At 72.1% G+C, this 16,217-nt stretch carries 16 protein-coding genes, 1 tRNA gene and 2 pseudogenes; 7 read left to right on the forward strand and 12 right to left on the reverse strand.

The genetic code is table 11. From position 1 onward, the window contains the following. Nucleotides 1–7 precede the first annotated feature (7 nt). A complete protein-coding gene (locus ACIGO8_RS23075; protein WP_399733721.1) occupies nt 8–1,258 on the reverse strand; it encodes a hypothetical protein in 1,251 nt (416 codons plus the stop codon). 148 nt (nt 1,259–1,406) lie between these two features. Here ACIGO8_RS23075 and ACIGO8_RS23080 point away from each other — a divergent pair. After that, nucleotides 1,407–1,481: transfer RNA gene (locus ACIGO8_RS23080), tRNA-Val, on the forward strand. A 68-nt stretch (nt 1,482–1,549) separates the two neighbouring features. Here ACIGO8_RS23080 and ACIGO8_RS23085 read toward each other — a convergent pair. The 5 genes and pseudogenes from ACIGO8_RS23085 to ACIGO8_RS23105 form a co-directional block, all read right to left on the reverse strand. Further along, nucleotides 1,550–1,705: pseudogene (locus ACIGO8_RS23085) on the reverse strand (site-specific integrase); the annotation flags it as partial. Between the two features lie 39 nt (nt 1,706–1,744). After that, entirely contained in the window at nt 1,745–2,062 is a 318-nt protein-coding gene (locus ACIGO8_RS23090) for a hypothetical protein (protein WP_399733724.1), read from the reverse strand. Beyond that, nucleotides 2,032–2,676: a DUF6308 family protein gene (locus tag ACIGO8_RS23095; protein ID WP_399733727.1), complete on the reverse strand. Its 645-nt coding sequence runs from the start codon at nt 2,674–2,676 to the stop codon at nt 2,032–2,034. The genes ACIGO8_RS23090 and ACIGO8_RS23095 overlap by 31 nt, the downstream gene beginning before the upstream one ends. Continuing rightward, nucleotides 2,673–3,656, reverse strand: coding sequence for a hypothetical protein (locus ACIGO8_RS23100; protein ID WP_399733730.1), 984 nt, complete (start codon nt 3,654–3,656; stop codon nt 2,673–2,675). Before ACIGO8_RS23100 ends, ACIGO8_RS23095 begins: the two co-directional genes overlap by 4 nt. Nucleotides 3,657–3,905: 249 nt before the next feature. Further along, entirely contained in the window at nt 3,906–4,334 is a 429-nt protein-coding gene (locus ACIGO8_RS23105) for a DUF5958 family protein (protein WP_399733733.1), read from the reverse strand. Nucleotides 4,335–4,862: 528 nt separating this feature from the next. Between ACIGO8_RS23105 and ACIGO8_RS23110 the strand changes: the two genes are divergently transcribed. Continuing rightward, a complete protein-coding gene (locus ACIGO8_RS23110) occupies nt 4,863–6,296 on the forward strand; it encodes a multicopper oxidase family protein (RefSeq protein ID WP_399733736.1) in 1,434 nt (477 codons plus the stop codon). Between the two features lie 42 nt (nt 6,297–6,338). Next, a complete protein-coding gene (locus ACIGO8_RS23115; RefSeq protein WP_399733738.1) occupies nt 6,339–6,887 on the forward strand; it encodes a DUF4231 domain-containing protein in 549 nt (182 codons plus the stop codon). A gap of 6 nt (nt 6,888–6,893) precedes the next feature. On the opposite strand, the gene ACIGO8_RS23120 is transcribed toward ACIGO8_RS23115, so the two are convergent. Further along, entirely contained in the window at nt 6,894–7,664 is a 771-nt protein-coding gene (locus ACIGO8_RS23120; protein ID WP_399733740.1) for a GntR family transcriptional regulator, read from the reverse strand. 382 nt (nt 7,665–8,046) lie between these two features. Here ACIGO8_RS23120 and ACIGO8_RS23125 point away from each other — a divergent pair, with 382 nt between their 5' ends. Together ACIGO8_RS23125 and ACIGO8_RS23130 are read left to right on the forward strand one after the other, a co-directional pair. Then, nucleotides 8,047–8,271, forward strand: coding sequence for a hypothetical protein (locus tag ACIGO8_RS23125; RefSeq protein WP_399733743.1), 225 nt, complete (start codon nt 8,047–8,049; stop codon nt 8,269–8,271). 74 nt (nt 8,272–8,345) lie between these two features. Next, nucleotides 8,346–8,552 (forward strand): annotated as a pseudogene (locus tag ACIGO8_RS23130) (DUF2277 domain-containing protein); the annotation flags it as partial. A 79-nt stretch (nt 8,553–8,631) separates the two neighbouring features. Here the strand turns inward: ACIGO8_RS23130 and ACIGO8_RS23135 are convergent. From ACIGO8_RS23135 to ACIGO8_RS23145, 3 genes are all read right to left on the reverse strand, one after another. Then, entirely contained in the window at nt 8,632–9,261 is a 630-nt protein-coding gene (locus ACIGO8_RS23135; RefSeq protein WP_399734258.1) for a DedA family protein, read from the reverse strand. A 318-nt stretch (nt 9,262–9,579) separates the two neighbouring features. Next, nucleotides 9,580–10,047, reverse strand: a complete 468-nt coding sequence (locus ACIGO8_RS23140) for a DoxX family protein (protein WP_399733745.1) — start codon at nt 10,045–10,047, stop codon at nt 9,580–9,582. Between the two features lie 151 nt (nt 10,048–10,198). After that, a complete protein-coding gene (locus ACIGO8_RS23145; RefSeq protein WP_399733748.1) occupies nt 10,199–10,849 on the reverse strand; it encodes an HNH endonuclease family protein in 651 nt (216 codons plus the stop codon). 190 nt (nt 10,850–11,039) lie between these two features. Between ACIGO8_RS23145 and ACIGO8_RS23150 the strand changes: the two genes are divergently transcribed. Further along, a complete protein-coding gene (locus ACIGO8_RS23150; RefSeq protein ID WP_399733750.1) occupies nt 11,040–11,807 on the forward strand; it encodes an ABC transporter permease in 768 nt (255 codons plus the stop codon). Here the strand turns inward: ACIGO8_RS23150 and ACIGO8_RS23155 are convergent. Both ACIGO8_RS23155 and ACIGO8_RS23160 read right to left on the reverse strand, forming a co-directional pair. Continuing rightward, nucleotides 11,782–12,453 (reverse strand): HAD family hydrolase, encoded by a 672-nt coding sequence (locus ACIGO8_RS23155; RefSeq protein WP_399733753.1) that lies wholly within the window; start codon nt 12,451–12,453, stop codon nt 11,782–11,784. The two genes, ACIGO8_RS23150 and ACIGO8_RS23155, sit on opposite strands and share 26 nt — an antisense overlap. Nucleotides 12,454–12,626: 173 nt before the next feature. After that, entirely contained in the window at nt 12,627–13,418 is a 792-nt protein-coding gene (locus tag ACIGO8_RS23160; RefSeq protein ID WP_399733755.1) for a peptidoglycan-binding protein, read from the reverse strand. A gap of 730 nt (nt 13,419–14,148) precedes the next feature. On the opposite strand from ACIGO8_RS23160, the gene ACIGO8_RS23165 reads away from it, so the two are divergent. Then, on the forward strand, nt 14,149–16,206 hold the full coding sequence (locus ACIGO8_RS23165; RefSeq protein WP_399733758.1) for a DHA2 family efflux MFS transporter permease subunit: 2,058 nt from the start codon (nt 14,149–14,151) through the stop codon (nt 16,204–16,206). Nucleotides 16,207–16,217: the final 11 nt, after the last annotated feature.

Here is a 16,217-nt window from a genome sequence, read left to right on the forward strand (position 1 = left end):
CCACAGGTTACGGCTTGCCGCGCTCCTCGCGGATCTGCTCGACGACATGCGCGGCGCTGGCCCGGATCGCCTCCAGCTCGGTGAGGAACGCCCAGTAGTCGGGGTGGCGTCCGCTGTCGAGCGTGCCGACCGCCCGCTCGATGCGGGCCACGGCCTCGTCGAGGGGGCGGGCGTGCCGGGGATCGGGGGTGTTCCGCCCGGCCATGGCGAGCCGCTGGGCGTCGCGTACGGCGAAACGGGCACGGTCGATCTCGGCGTGCGGGTCCTTGGCGACGGCGTCGAGGCGGCGCAGCCGCTCGCCGGCCGCCGAGACTCCCTCGTCGGCCGTGTTGAGCAGGGCGCGGGCGGTGGAGAGCAGCGAGGTGGCGTCGGGCCAGCGCTGCTCCGTCCGCGCCTTCGAGGCCTCGGCGAGCCGCTCCTCGGCCTGGCGGGCGGCGCCGGCGGCCTGCTCCGGCACATGCTGGAGGTCCTGCCAGCAGGCTGCGGAGAAACGCCGGCGCAGCTCGGAGAGGACGGGCTCGACTCCTTCGGCGCGGGTGGTGAGCGCCTGGGCGCGGGTCCGCAGCGAGACGAGCCGCTTGTCGATCTCGGCAGCCCGCTCGGGCACGCGCGCGGCCTCGGCCCGCACGCCCTCGGCCTCGCGCAGGACCAGGTCGGCCCGCTGCAGCGTCTCCGTGACGCCGTGCCGCCCGGCACCTTCGTTGAGCCGGGTGAGCTCGGGGCCGAGGCGGGCGAGCCGGGTCGCGAGATCGTCGGCGCGGAAACCCTGCTCGCTGACCGCGTCGAGAGCAGCGCTCGCGTTCCGGAGCGCCTGCCGCGCCCGCTCGACGGCGGGCGCGAGCCGGGCGAGCTGCGTCTCGGCCCGCCCGAGCAGCGGCGCGAGCCCCTGCTCGAAACGTTCCAGCTCGCCCTTGACCCGTACCAGCTCGTCCTTCGCCCGCTCCAACTCCACCCGCGCCCGCCCGGCGCTCGCCGCGTCCAGCTCGACGCGATCGAGATCATGGGCGTCCACGGCGGTGATGTACGCATGGCTGACCTCGTCGATCCGCCGCCCGAGCGCCGCGAAGCCCTCGACGGCCCGACGCGCGTCCGCCGAGTCGTCCACGGCCGTGATCGTCTCGATGGAGATCTCCAGCCCACGCTGCGCGCTGTCCAGCTCGTAGAACGCGGCCGCGGCGGCATCCTTCGCCGCCTGCGCCTCGGCCCGCCGGCTCTCGTCCCGCCCCCCGAACCACCGCCGGGTCCTCTCGGTCGCCACGTTCCCTCTCCCGTGCTGTGTCCACCGCCCTGCCGGGTCCGGTTCATTCTCCCACCTGCAGAGGACGACGACACGGCCCGATCAGTTCACCCCACCATCGGTTTGCCGCACCCACCGGTCGGCCATGTACGCTGTTGCTTCCTTCCACGGGTGCGTAGCTCAGGGGTAGAGCGCTGCTCTTACAAAGCAGATGTCGGCGGTTCGAAACCGTCCGCGCCCACCAGTACAAAGGCCCCCAGCCGATCATGGCTGGGGGCCTTTGACATCCACATCTGAGATCAACGCAGACGGTCAGGGACGGTCGGGCCGCCTCCTGAGCAGCCGATCCATGTGGCTGACAGCCTCGCGCTGCGTGTCTTGGACGACGTGCGTGTAGACGTTCATCGTGACGGCGATCTGGCTGTGCCCGAGGATCTCCATCACGACCCGAGACGGTACGCCGGCGGACGGCGGGCGTACGCTACAGCGCGGAAGCGTCGGCTGTGGCTACGGGCCCCGAAGGACGCCGGCCTCCGCGACGTCCACTTCCACGATCTGCACCACACCGGAAACACCCTCGCCGCGACCGGCGGCGCCACGACGCATGAGCTGGTAGTTGTTCCGGCGCATCTGTCCGCTGCGGGCTCCGGTTAAGACCAGCCCGGTCCTGCCCGGCGCGGCGTAGACGGCGAGATACGTGGCCAGGCTCTCCGCCAGCGAGGCCGGGAAGGCGACGGTGCGTACGCCAGTCGCGCTCTTGGGCGTCTTGATCAGAATGCCGTCGGTACGGGCCTCTAAAGGTGCTCGTCCCTGCCATGAAGCCATGCAGCCGTGTCGAGGATCCTCAGCACGCCGATGTCCTCACCGATGCCTGCCAGGTCGCGGACGTCTTCGAGGTGGGCCACCAGCATGCGGTCGTCAGCGCGAAGTGCGCGGCGCATGTCAGACCAAAAGATCAAGTCTGTTGATGGGCGTTCGAAGACCTTCTTGATCACCGAATCGTAGACGGGCAGCAAGCGAGGGCGCTTGCGAGCAAGTAGTTTCCCAGCGCCGACTGAGCCTATGCCGTTGACATCGCGCAAACTCTGCCACAAGTTCCACACCGGACTGTCTTTGGTGACGTGCCGCTCCTCCGCAGCGGCGAGCTCAAGGTCCACGGGAATCTGTGAGAGTAAACGACTGTAAGGGTTGCGCCCCGTCGGCTCTAGCACGTGGAGGACTGCTCGCACTGGCACGTCAACGCTCAACGTAGCAACGGCAATGAAGTCCGCTGGCGTGAAGTGGTTCGCCACCTCCGGCTGGTCTCCGCCGCCTGTCAACCGCTCGAACCGCGCACCGGTATAGGCAGGCGAACCGTCGGGGAGGAGCGCCCAATAACGACGAAGCAAGCCAGCAACGTATTGCCGATTCCACAGGACCGCCGGGATCTTCAACGTCATCGGGCCTCCCGGTGCTGTGCCGCTGCATTGGTACGCGGCCGCACCGCCTTCCCACTGAACAGGGTCACCAAGGCGGTGGCGGTTGTCAGCGTGGCCTCGGCCGCCTCCTGGGAAACGGGGACCTCCCGCGGACCGCCTGCGTGCCGGTCACTGTGCCCTTCCCACAGATCTGTGAGCATGGCGACCACCCCGCCAGTGTCGCCCCGCTTCCCGGATTTGTCCGTCAGTACGTATTCGTACTTGGCGTCCGCGTTCCGGAGGTGATCGCGGACCTTTCCGAGCGTAGGCAGCGGGTCACGCGGCAGGAACATCGGACAAGCAACAGCCTCAACCGCGCGGATCACGTCAACGTAGGCACCGCTTGGGTCGGTGTGCACCGCCATCAGCTTGTCGCGCGCCCGCTCCAGGTGCTGCCGAGCCGCAAGGTAGCCGCTGCTCTCAGCGGCAGAGGCTGCCACCTTCAGCGCCTCGCTGAGACCCGACTCCATCCTCCGCTGGAGGCCGCGCTGATCTGGTGTCACCTCGTATACCGACCGTGACTCAACCAGCAAGCGGTTCAGCGGTTCGATGATCCGCTTGGTCCGTCTGACACTGCCCCTGAGCCAGCTGGCAAACGGCGGCTTCTCCGGAGCCGGCGGTTCAGTGCACAGCAAGAAGAGCAAGTCGTCAACGACGTCCCACAGGACTTCCCGCTCCGTTCCCCAGGCCAGGAAGAGCACGTGTGGGTCAGGAGGTAGCGGCACAACCGGCGGTCGGCCGGCACGAGTGCCCTCCGTCCTCGTTGCCTGTTCCGCCTCCCAGCGTGCGTCGAGCCGTGCCTGCTCCCTTTCGAGCCTTCGCAGCTCGCGTTCGTATCTGTCCCAATCCACCTGCGGTAGGACGAGATCCAACCGCACCATCACATGCTGTGCTTCGGCGGGATCCAGTGCCGCCGTCTCCAGGATCCAAGCGCGGAGCGCAGGTTCCAGAGACGCTGGCATGCCCTCCATGAGAGCAGGCACAGGAGCCGTGCCCATGCGAACGGACAGGCGGTGACGGCTGGTTGACCTCATGTGCCGACGATAGCGCCCCGAAGGTACACGTCACCTTCTCAATTTCCACACGCAGGGCTATGGGCGCGAAGTGGGCCATAGGCCTATGGAAGAGGACGCCTCCGATCCGTCATCACCGCCTCTGCCGACGAGCACGCGTGACGACGTCCGGCCGTAGCCGTCGGCACCCGCGCACAGCTACTGCTCGATTGCTGTCGGCAGGTTGTGCCAGGCATGTCCGCAGGCGCCTTTGCAGTACGTCTCGCGGCGGCGGGTGTCAGCGACGGCGAACACGGAGACGAGGACGCGGAAGGCCTCGACGTGTTCGGCGGAGGGGAGACCCGCGAAGCCGTAGCGGGGTGGGTCCGTGCAGATCATCACCGACGGGTTGGCCGTCGGCTTCACACCGGACCTCGCCACCCCCGCACGGCCGTCCGCCGCTGTGATGTGTGCCTGCATCGCATAGCCGGCGACTTCCTGCAGAACCGTCTGCCGATGTGTCGGGGCGAGGCCCGAGAACCAGTGCGCGCCGGCGGCCAACGTGCGGAGCCCCTGAGCGATCTCGTTGACGACCCGCTCGATCTCGCGCCGGAAAGCGCGGCCGTCGTCGCTGCTCGGTTCAGTCATCGCTGGATGATTTCACGACGCCGGTTCCGGGCGAGGGCCAGCACCCGCACCCGAGACAGCACGGTCGGGGAACCGGGACAGCCCGCTCCTGGCGCGCGGCCAGCCGCCGGCAGGGCCTCGGAAGCCGACCGCGCGCAGGCGGACGTTCTCGCGAGGCACTGACAGACGGCGGCGGGGACGGTGAGCGTCCGTGGGTCGTGCTCGTCGGTGCGGTGGCCGGCGCCGTCGTGGCCGGCATTGATGTCGACACCATGAAGCGCGACGACGCCGCAACCGGCCGTCGCTGGGTGCTGCAGTGCGTCGTCAGTCGGGCGCGCTCGCGGTGCGTTACGCGCGGGTGGTGGGGCGATTGATCTAGATTGCGGCGATATGGGAGAAAGTAGCAGGCTGACGCGTCGGTCGGTGGTGAAGGCGATTCCCGCCGCGGCTCTGGTGGCGGTGTCCGGTGGGGTTCTCGGGCGGCGGGAGGCCGTTGCGGGGGCGGCGGGGTTTCCGCAGCCGCCGGTGGTGGGCGCGCGGGCGGGGGTGGTGGAGCAGACGCTGGACGTGCGGTTCACGGAGGTCGCCGTGCCGGGGTACGGGCCGATCACCACGCGGACGTACAACGGGACGATCCCGGGGCCGACGCTGCGCGTGCGCGGTGGGCAGACCCTGAGGCTGACGCACGTCAACGGCCTGCCGCCCAATCCGCCGAGTGCCGGCGGGCACAACACGCCGCACCATCCCAACAGCTTCAACCTGCACACGCACGGGATGCACGTGTCGCCGTCCGGGCTCGCCGACAACGTGATGCGCGAGTTCGCGCCGCGTACCCAGGAGGAGGTCGCGGCCGGTGTTCCCGAGCCGCGGTACGTGACGGTCATCGACGTGCCGGCCGGCCACCCCGCCGGCACGTACTGGTACCACCCGCATCTGCACGGTTCCATCGCCGAGCAGATCGTCGGCGGCATGACCGGGGTGATCGTCGTCGAGGGCGACGTCGACGAGGTGCCCGAGATCCGCGCCGCCGCCGATCTCGTCATGTGCGTCAACGAGCTGAAGGTCAAGGACGGCAGGATCCCCGCCTTCACCTCGGGCGGCTGGGTGAACGGCGTCCCCTCCGTCTTCACCGTCAACGGCGCGGTCGGCCCCACGCTCCGGCTGCGGCCCGGCGAGGTGCAGCGGTGGCGGCTGGTGGCCGCGACCGCGTTCACCGGGCTGCGGCTGCGGCTCGCCGGAAGCGGCGAGGACCTGCCGATGCATCAGATCGCGCAGGACGGCGTCACCTTCGCCCGGCCTGTCGCCCTGGACGTGCTGCAGCTGGCCATGGGCAACCGCGCCGACGTGCTGGTGCGGGGAGCGGAGCCGGGCACGTACGAACTGCGGGCCGCAGGCGTGCCGGATCCGCTGATGACGGTCGAGGTCGCCGGAGAGCCCGTCGAACCGCCGATGCGGCTGCCGGCCTCGCTGCCGCAGGGCAGGCCGTTCCTCGACGAGGCGGGCATCGCCAACCCCGACGCGGACCGTGAGGTGGTCTTCCACACCGACGGCGGCGTCTTCGCCGGGCCGTTCCCGAACGCCTTCCGCATCCTCGGTACCGGCGCCACCCCCGCCGCCGACCCCGACGGCGATCCGGCCCGGGACCCGTCCTACGGCCTGTTCGACCCCGACCGCACCAACCACACCCTGCGCGTCGGCACCGTCGAGCGCTGGACGGTCCGCACCGACGGATCCCTGCCGCCGCACCCCCACCCCTTCCACCTGCACACCAACCAGGTCCTGCTCACCCACCGCAACGGCGAACGGCTCGACCCGCCGGTCTGGCACGACACCGTCGGCCTGGCCGGCGGCAGATCCGGCGAGTCGGCCACCTTCCTCGTCGCGTACGAGGACTTCACCGGCCGCACCCTGGCCCACTGCCACCAGCTCCACCACGAGGACCTCGGGATGATGCAGACGGTCGAGTACGTGGACCAGGCATGACGCGGCTTGACGGGTGGGCGGCCGCGGGGTGTACTCCAGCGCATGGGAGACGTGGGGGACGCGCCCGAAGTCGAGGTGCTGAGTGGTGTGATGACGCCGCAGCGCTATCTGGACGAGCGGCTCGGGCAGTATCAGGAGTGGTACGACCGCAAGGCCACCAAGATGAAGGCGATGCACCTGCGGATGCGGACCGTGGCGGTGGTCGGCGGCGCGCTGGTGCCCGTGCTGGTGAATCTGGATCTGGGCTTCGCGCGGGTCACGGCGACCGTGCTCAGTCTGGTCGTGGTGGCCTCGGTGTCGCTGGAGAGCGTCTACCGCTATCGGGAGCAGTGGAAGAACTACCGGTCCACCGAGCAGCTCCTCGGGCACGAGCGGGTGTACTTCGCCGCGCGGGTCGGGCCCTATCACGGGCTCTCGGACCGGAACGCGTTCACGACGCTCGTCGCGCGCGTCGAGAAGGCCATCGCCAGTGAGAACTCCGCGACGCTCAACGTCATGACCCTCGGCGGTCAGGTCAGCGCGGAACTGCAGCAGTACGGGCTCCCCACGCAGCGCTCTTCCGAGCCGGGGAGCCCCGCCGTCTCCTCCTGAGCGGCGTCACGCTCCCGCGTCGAAGTCGTACTCCAGGACGTACGACCCCGAGTCCAGCGTCATCTCGTTGAGTTCGACGGTGACTCCCGCCTCCGTCAGGGCCGTTCGGCTGATCAGGATCACCGGTGTGCCGAAGCCGAGGGACAGGCGGTCGGACTCCTCGGACGTCGGCATGCGACAGCGGATCTCCTCACGGAAGTGGGCCGGACAATGGCCCAGTTCGGTGAGGCGGGCGTACGTGCCGCCGGGGCCGGTGTCGGGCTGGGTGATCGCGGTTCCCTCGGCGAGGGCGGCCGGCAGGTACGAGACCGAGAGCAGCACCGGTTTGTCGTCCAGGACGAAGCGGCGGCTGCGGACGCAGACCGGGTCGTCGGGCGAGCCGAGGCCCAGGGCCCGGGCCACCCGGGTCCCGGCCGGCGCGGCCGGCGTCACCTCGACCTGGTCCACGACCAGGGCACGGTCCTCGACGTCCGCCGACCAGACCGAGCGGCCGTTGGCCCAGTGGTCCCGGGCGAGCCGGGGAATGCTGCGGCGGCGCACCGGGCGGAAGGAGCGGACGAAGACACCGGCGCCCTTGCGCGCCTCCGCGAGGCCCTCGTTGCGGAGCACCGACAGGGCCTGGCGGGCCGTCATGCGCGCGACGTCGTACGTGCCCATGAGATCGTTCTCGCCGGGGAGCCGGTCGCCCGGCGCGAAGGTGCCCGACTGGATCGCGGTCCTCAACTCGTCTGCGATCCGCTGGTACTTGGGCCGATGGCCGCTTTCCTGGTCAGTCATGGATGGACCACTCCCTTCCGTCTGCGGGACACCATAAGGCCCACTTCTGGAGGCTGGAGGGCACATGAGCACGGTCCTGTGCGGCTGATCCATCCTTCGGGTGACATCTCTAGAGATGCGTTGACAGGGAGGGGTCGCAGGGCTTGTCTTGTGTACCCCTTCGAACCGGAGTGAACCGGCGTGAATCGGCGTGGACCGGCGTGAATGACCGTAAACGCGGGTGAAACCGGGCCGGCCCCGGTGCAGGGGAGCGGGTACGGCCGCAGCGGACCCGGCGGACCCTGCGGACCCGGCGGGCGCCGCGGCCGGGCGCCGTGGCCCGGCCGGGTGGGGCGGTGCGGTGCGGTGCGGTGCGGTGGGAGCGTAGTGAACGGAGACACACATGGAGCCGGTGCCCGAGGCGGGTGACCTCGTTCGCGACACCGCCACCGGGCGGGTCGGCTTCTACGTACGCGGCGTCGCCGGACGCTTCCTGATCCGGCCCGTCCGCGGCGGCCCCGAGTGGGAGGCCGAACCCGCCGACGTGCAGCTCGCCACGCCGCTGCGCGAGCTGCGCGCCCGCGCCGCCGAGATCAACGCGCGGAGCCGGCGGAGTCTGGGGAGCTGAGGCGCGCCGGGCGTTGCCGGTGGCCGCCTGCGTCTTGCCTGGGCGTTGTCAGTGGGGCGCGTCACACTGGAGGCATGTGCCGCAGCATCAAGACACTCCGACCGCCCGCCCTGCCCACAGAGGCCACCGAGGACGACATCCGCGCCGCCGCGTTGCAGTTCGTCCGCAAGGTCTCGGGCTTCCGCGCGCCCGCCGCGCACAACCGGGAGGTGTTCGACCGCGCCGTCGACGAGATAGCGGAGGCCACGGAGCGGCTGCTCGCCGGCCTGGAGGTACGCGGGGCGCACGCGAACGGCCAACCGCGCCCGCACACGCACGAGCCGCACGAGCACCCGCACCCGCACGAGCGCCCGCGCCCCGTCAGGACGCCGGAGCGGGAGCCGCAGCCGGACGCCGTATGACGTAGGCCGCGAGCGAGCCCGCCAGGAACAGCGCCACCACGGGGACGCAGGCGCCGAGCCAGGTCGCGCCCAGCCAGCGGCCGCCGAGCCAGCCGAGCCCGACGCCGTACGTCGCCCAGATCGCCGCCGCCAGCGCCGACCAGGGCAGGAAGTCGCGCAGCCGGCGGCCGGTCGCGCCCGCGCCGAGCGAGACGACCGAGCGGCCGGCCGGTGCGAAGCGGGCGAGGACGACGAGCAGGCCGCCGCCGCGTGCCAGCGTCTCGCCGAGACGTTCCTGCGCCACGGCGAGGCGGCGGGAGCGGGCGACGGCGCGGCCGAGGCGGGTCCCGCCGCGCCGGGCGAGCCGGTACGCGGCGAGGTCGCCCAGCACCGAGGCGGTGGCCGCGCAGAGCAGGAGGGGCACCAGGGAAGGGGCGTAGGCGGTGGCCGTGACGGTGGCCGTGGCCGACGCGGTCGCTGCCGTGACCACGAGGATGCCGCTCGGCAGCACCGGCAGGAAGACGTCGAGCAGGATCGACGTCACCACCGCCGCGTAGATCCACGGGCCCGCGGTCAGCGACTGCAGCGACCACCCCGTGCTGTCGAGCACGTTCACAGCGCCAGAGCCTACGCGGCCGCGTGCGGCCAGCCACCGACCGGGGCCGTCCAGGGGCGCCGGGGCCTTGACCCGCGGAGCCGCGGGGCGCGCGGCGGGCGGAGCCCCGTCGCGTCCTCGGCCGCCGTGCCCTCGGCCCGCCGGACTTCGGCCCCGCGCGCCCTCGGCCTGTCGCGCCTTCGGCCCCGCGCGCCCTCGGCCTGTCGTGCCTTCGGCCCGCCCGTGTCCGCGACTCGCCGTGTCTTCGGACCACCGGGCCCTTGACCTGCCGAGCCCTCGGCCGCGTCGCCCGCCGCCCCGCGTGCGTTCGCGTCAGGCCGTCACGGTCGACGGCTGCTCCTCGCGCTGCTCCGCCTCGGCGGACGGCGTGCGGGAGCCGAAGAGGCCGGAGAGGGCGAGGGCGCCCGGGCCCGTGAAGACGAGGAGCAGGAAGGCCCAGCAGAACATGGCCGCGGACTCGCCGCTGTTCTGGAGCGGGAAGAGGGCCTCGGGCTGGTGGACGTCGAAGTAGGCGTACGCCATGGAGCCGGAGGCGATGAGGGCCGCGCCGCGGGTGCCGAGGCCGAGGAGGACCAGGCCGCCCGCGACGAGCTGGATGACGGCGGCGTACCAGCCGGGCCAGGTGCCGCCCGGGATGGTGGCGCCGCTGCCTCCGGCGCCGCCGAGGACTCCGAAGAGCGAGGCGGCGCCGTGGCAGGCGAAGAGCAGGCCGACGACGATCCGGAAGAGGCCGAGCGCGTACGGCTGGGCCTGATTCAGGCGACTGGCAAGCGAGTTCATGGAGGGAAGGACTCCTTCGGTCTGGCCCGCGCCGGCAGGCGCGGCCGGGGGGACGGAACCGACGGGTCCTTAGGTTAGGCACTCCTCACTATTACTTGCAAGTTCAACATTCGAGACACCGGCGGCCTGCCGGAGCGCTGCGGCGGCCGGTTCAGCAGCCGTTGAGGACGGACTGCAGCGCGCTCTTCTCCGCCGAGTCGACGCTGAGGTTGTAGGAGTACTTCACGTGCACCCACATCCGGGCGTACGTGCAGCGGTACGACGTGCGCGACGGCAGCCACTCCGCCGGGTCCTGGTCGCCCTTCGCCTGGTTGACGTTGTCGGTGACGGCGATCAGCTGCGGGCGGGTCAGGTCGTTGGCGAAGGCCTGCCGCTGGCTGGTCGTCCAGGAGTTGGCGCCCGAGCGCCAGGCCTCGGCCAGCGGGACGACGTGGTCGATGTCGAGGTCGGAGGCGGCGGTCCAGGTGGCGCCGTCGTACTCGGAGTACCAACTGCCGCTCACGGACGCACAGCTGGAGTCGGTGACGACGTTCACGCCGTCCCGCTTGAGGACCACCTCGCGGGTGTTGCAGGTGCCGGACTGGGTGATCCAGTGCGGGAAGAGGTCCCGGCTGTATCCGGTGGAGGAACCTTCCGCCTTCACCGTGAGGGCGGCCAGGTACGTACGGGCGGTGGCGGCGCTCACCGGCGTGGGCGGGGACGCCTGTGCGGCCGGCGCGGAGGCGAGCAGACCGGTCACGGTCAGGGCGGCGGAGGTGGCGAGGACGGCTATTCGACGCGCGTAGACAGCGGCGACGGGCATGCGAACTCCCTTGAGGTGGGGGGACCTTGGCCGCCATCCTGGCGGCGCCAGGTTTCGGAGAGGGGTGTGTCAGGTGACAGCCTGCCGACATGAACACGTCACATCAAGGGGTGGGTTGTGAAGGTGTGAGCGGGTCTGGAGGAGCGCGTGCGCGCCCTGTTCGTGCCCGGACACGACCTAGGGTTGGCGCGTGCTACTGGACGTCAACGCGGCCTTCGGGGCCGTACTCGCCGTTCTCCTCGCCCTCGCCGCCGGAGTCGTCGCGCTCGCCCGGCTCGGCCGCGCCCGTGACACCCTCGTCGCCGGCGCCCGCGCCGCCGTCCAGCTCGTCGCCGTCTCGCTCCTGATCGGCTGGGTCGTCCGTTCGCTGCCGCTGCTGCTCTGCTTCCTGCTGCTGATGTACGCCGTGGCCGTCCGCACCGCGGGCCGGCGGGTCGTCCCCGCGCCCGGCCGGGCCTGGCGGTGGGCCGCCGTCCCGATCGCCGCGGCCGTCGTCCCGGTCGTCCTCGCGCTCCTGCTCACCGGACTCGTACCGCTCCGCGGCGTCGCCCTGATCCCGGTCACCGGCATCCTCATCGGCGGCGCGCTCACCGCGACCGTCCTCGGCGGGCGGCGCGCGCTCGACGAACTCGCGACCCGTAAGGGTGAGGTGGAGGCGGGGCTCGCGATCGGGCTCCTGGAACGGGACGCCCGTCTGGAGGTGGCCCGCGAGGCCGCCGCGGACGCCCTGCTGCCCGGCATGGACCAGACCCGTACGGTCGGGCTGGTCACCCTTCCGGGTGCCTTCGTCGGCATGCTCCTCGGCGGCTCCTCGCCGCTGCGCGCGGGCGCGGTCCAGCTCTTCGTGCTCGTCGCGCTGCTGCTCGTCCAGGCCGTGGCCGTCGCCGTCACCCTGGAGCTGGTCGCCCGCGGGCGGCTCGTACGGGCGCCGGCTACGCCCCGGAGAACGTCAGGGTGACGGTGCCGTCCGCACCCGGCTCGACCCGTACGGCGGTCAGGTCCTCGACATGGACGTCGGGGCCGAAGGTGGCGGCGCGCGGGCCCACGCCGATCACGCGCATGCCGGCCGCGCGGCCCGCCTGGATGCCGGCCTCCGAGTCCTCGAAGACGACGCAGTCGGCGGGTTCGAAGCCCAGCGCCGCCGCGCCCTTCAGGAAGCCCTCCGGGTCCGGCTTGCTCGCGCCCACGCCCTCGGCGGTCACCCGGGTCCGCGGCATCGGCAGCCCGGCCGCGCCCATCCGGGCCTGGGCGAGGGCCTCGTCGGCCGAGGTGACCAGGGCGTGCGGCAGCGCGTCGAGCGCGGCCATGAAGGCGGGCGCGCCCGGCACCGGCACGACGCCGTCGAGGTCGGCGGTCTCCTCGGCGAGCATGACCCGGTTGTCGGCGTGGTTCTGCTCCATCGGCCGGTCCGGCAGCAGGACGGCCATCGTGGCGTACCCCTGACGCCCGTGGACCACCTTGAGGACCTCGGCCGGGTCGAGGCCCTGCCGCCGGGCCCAGCGTCGCCAGCAGCGCTCCACGACGGCGTCGGAGTTGACGAGCGTGCCGTCCATGTCGAGCAGGAGGGCACGTGCGGTGAGCGACGCCGGGGTGCTGGCGGCCATCAGGGATCTCCAGGAGGGGTGGTCGGAGATGAGAGGTGGTCGGTACGAAGCGGTCCCGCCCGCCGGTCAGGGGGTGCGGGCGGGGCCACTTTGTTCCTCCACGATACAAAACGAGGCGGCGTCACCGCCACCCCGTCCGCATCGCGGGACCGCACGGCCGCCGACGGCGCGGCTCAGCCGGTCGTCTCGGCCTCCAGCGCGCGGCGCGTGGCCGGGCCGTAGACGCCCTGCGGGTCGTCCCAGATGTCGTTGTCCCACTGGTACTCCGCGACCGCGTTCTCGACCTTCCGCGAGTACGAGCCGTTGATCGGCCCGTTGTAGAGCCACAGCTCCCGCAGCCGCCGCTGGAGCTCGGCCACCTCGGGGCCGCTGGAGCCCGGCCCCAGGGTCGGGGCCTGCGGGCTCCGGGTCGGCGCCGGGCCGCCCGTACTGGTCGGTGCGGTGGCCGTGGGCCGGGTGGCCGGTGCCGACGGAACCGTGGCCGGCGCCGAGGAGGTGCGGGCGGCCGTCGGCGACGGCGACGCCGAGGCCGAGGTCCGGCCGGCGCTCGCCGTCGCCGTGCCCGACGCGGCCGGTTCCGCCGAGGCGGACGAGGACGTCGAAGGCGTGGTGGTCGGGGCCTCCGACACGGCCACGTTCTGCGAGGCGCTGGTGGTGACCTCGGGTACGGCAGCCCGGTCGACGGCGTCGTCGTCGCCGCCGATCATCGCGGTGGCCAGGACCGCCGTGCCGACGACCGCCGCCGCGACCAGGACCGCGATCAGCGCGCCCCGGCCCCGGCCGCGGTTCCGGCCCGGGTCGCCGTGGCCCTCGGGGTCGTACGCGAGCGTGTGCGCGACCTCGTGACCCTCGGCCTCGCCGTCACCGTCGCCCTTGCCCGCAGCCTCGGACGCGTACCCGTACCCGTACCCGTACGCCTCGTCGGTCCCCTGGCCCTGCCCGTACGCCGGCGTCGTCGCTGTCACCGGCGGCACCGATGTCGCCGTGGTCGCCGTGGGCAGCAGCAGCGGCATCGTCTCCGGCCCGCCGTCAGGCCCCACCGCCGACGGCTCGGACCCCGCCGACTGCGCACCCGCCTGCGCTCCCGCCTGCGCTCCCGCCGGCGCACCCGACTGTCCACCCGCCTGCGCACCCGCCGGCACCTCCGCCGGCAGCGGCCCCGGCCCGGCCGGACCAGGCCCCGACGCCGCCGACGGCCCCGGCCCCGGAGCCGCCGCCACCGCCGACGGCCCCGGCCCCGGAGCCGCCGCCACCGCCGACGGTCCCGGCCCCGCCGCCGCTGACGCGCCCGCCTCCACCGCCGGCAGCACCGCCGTCTGGTCCTCCGGTGCGCCCAGCGTCACGTACGGCCGGATGCGCAGGGGATCGAAGTCCTCCGCCGCCGCCAGTTCCGCGGCCGCCGCTGCCGCCCGCTCGCAGGCGCAGCCAGGTCTGTGTACACCGCATTCAGGACAGACGTGTCCGGACATCGCTGGGTCCCCTCCCCGGTCAACTTGCGAGCGATTATGCAGTCCGGTCCCTGCCGCAGGGTGAACGCCTGTGCCCTCCGCAGGCCATAACGGGACCAAAGCCCCAGGATGGACCCCAGGACGAGACGCCAGGAGAGACCGAAGAGGCCGGAGAGCCGGAGAGCAGCCGGAGCAGCCGGAGAGGCCGGAGAGCAGCCGGAGAGCCGCAGACGCCGAGGAGACGCCCATGGCCCAGGAAGTACGCGCGCCCCACACCGGAGGCGGCGGCCCCACGCCCGCGGAGGGACAGAGCCACCGCACCGTCGTCGTCGCGATCGGCGCGCTGCTGCTCGGCATGCTGCTCGCCGCGCTGGACCAGACGATCGTCTCCACCGCCCTGCCGACCATCGTCAGCGAACTCGGCGGCATGGAGCACCTCTCCTGGGTCGTCACCGCCTATCTGCTGGCCTCCACCGCCGCCACGCCGCTCTGGGGCAAGCTCGGCGACCAGTACGGGCGGAAGAAGCTCTTCCAGGGCGCCATCGTCCTCTTCCTGATCGGCTCGGCGCTCTGCGGCCTGGCCCAGAACATGCCCGAGCTCATCGCCTTCCGCGCCGTCCAGGGCCTCGGCGGCGGCGGGCTCATGGTGCTGTCCATGGCGATCGTCGGCGACCTCGTCTCGCCCCGCGAACGCGGCCGCTACCAAGGCCTCTTCGGCGCGGTCTTCGGCGCCACCAGCGTCCTCGGCCCGCTGCTCGGCGGTCTGTTCACCGAACACCTCAGCTGGCGCTGGGTCTTCTACATCAACCTGCCGATCGGCGTCGTCGCCCTCTTCGTCATCGCCGCCGTGCTGCACATCCGGGTCGGCACCACCCGCCACACCATCGACTACCTCGGCACCTTCCTCATCGCCGCGGTCGCCACCTGCCTCATCCTGGTGGCCTCGCTCGGCGGCACCACCTGGTCCTGGGGCTCGCCGCAGATCATCGGGCTCGCCGTCCTCGGAGTGGTCCTCCTCGCCTGGTTCGTCCGCGTCGAACGACGGGCCGCCGAGCCCGTCCTGCCGCTGAAGCTGTTCCGGATCAGGACCTTCACCCTCGTCTCCGTCATCAGCTTCATCGTCGGCTTCGCGATGTTCGGCGCGATGACCTATCTGCCGACCTTCCTCCAGGTCGTGCAGGGCGTCACTCCCACCATGTCCGGCGTGCACATGCTGCCCATGGTCGCCGGCATGCTCATCACCTCGACCGCCTCGGGCCAGATCGTCTCCCGCACGGGCCGCTGGAAGGTCTTCCCGCTCGCCGGAACGGCCCTCACCGCCCTCGGCCTGCTGCTCCTGCACCAGCTGACCGAGACCAGCTCCACCTGGGAGATGAGCGTCTACTTCTTCGTCTTCGGCGCCGGCCTCGGCCTCGTCATCCAGGTGCTCGTCCTCGTCGTGCAGAACGCCGTCTCGTACCAGGACCTCGGCGTCGCCACCTCCGGAGCCACCTTCTTCCGCTCGATCGGCGCGTCCTTCGGCGTGGCGATCTTCGGCACCGTCTTCACCAACCGCCTCACCGGCAAACTGGAGGACGCCCTCGCCGGCCAGGAGCTCCCGCCCGGCACCGGACCCGACCAGCTCGCCGCCGACCCGCGCGCCCTCGCCGACCTCCCGGCCGGCCTCCAGCCCTCGGTCCTGCACGCGTACGCCACGTCCATCACCGACGTGTTCCTGTACGCGGCGCCGGTCGTGCTGCTCGCCTTCGTCGTCGCCTGGTTCCTGAAGGAGGACCGGCTGCGCGGCTCCGTCACCGCGCCCGACACCAGCCAGACCCTCGCCTCGAACCCCGTCGAGCGCTCCTCCTACGACGAGTGCGCGCGGGCCCTGTCCGTGCTCGGCTCCCGCGAGGGCCGCAAGGCGGTCTACGAGAAGATCACCGCCCGCGCCGGCCTCGACCTGCTGCCCGCGTCGAGCTGGATGCTGCTGCGCGTGCGCCGGCACGGCATGGTCGAGCCCGCGCGACTGGCCGAGACCACACCGGTGCCGCTGCGGGCGATCACCGCGGCCGCCCGGCAGCTGGAGGAGCGGCGGCTCGTGGCACGCGAGGGCCTCCAGCTGGTCCTCACCGAGGAGGGCGCGCAGACGGCCGTACGGCTCGCCAAGGCGCGCGAGGAGTCGCTCGCCGAACTCCTCGGCGACTGGTGGGGCCCGGACCGGCCCACCGATCTCGTACACCTGGTGGAGGAGCTGACCGCCGAGCTGAGCGGCTCGGACGCGGAACGGCCCCGCTCGCCGGAGCCGCCGCGCGACCACCACGCGTGACGGTGTCCGTG

The sequence above is a fragment of the Streptomyces sp. NPDC053493 genome (assembly GCF_044544825.1).
Lineage (GTDB): Bacteria > Actinomycetota > Actinomycetes > Streptomycetales > Streptomycetaceae > Streptomyces.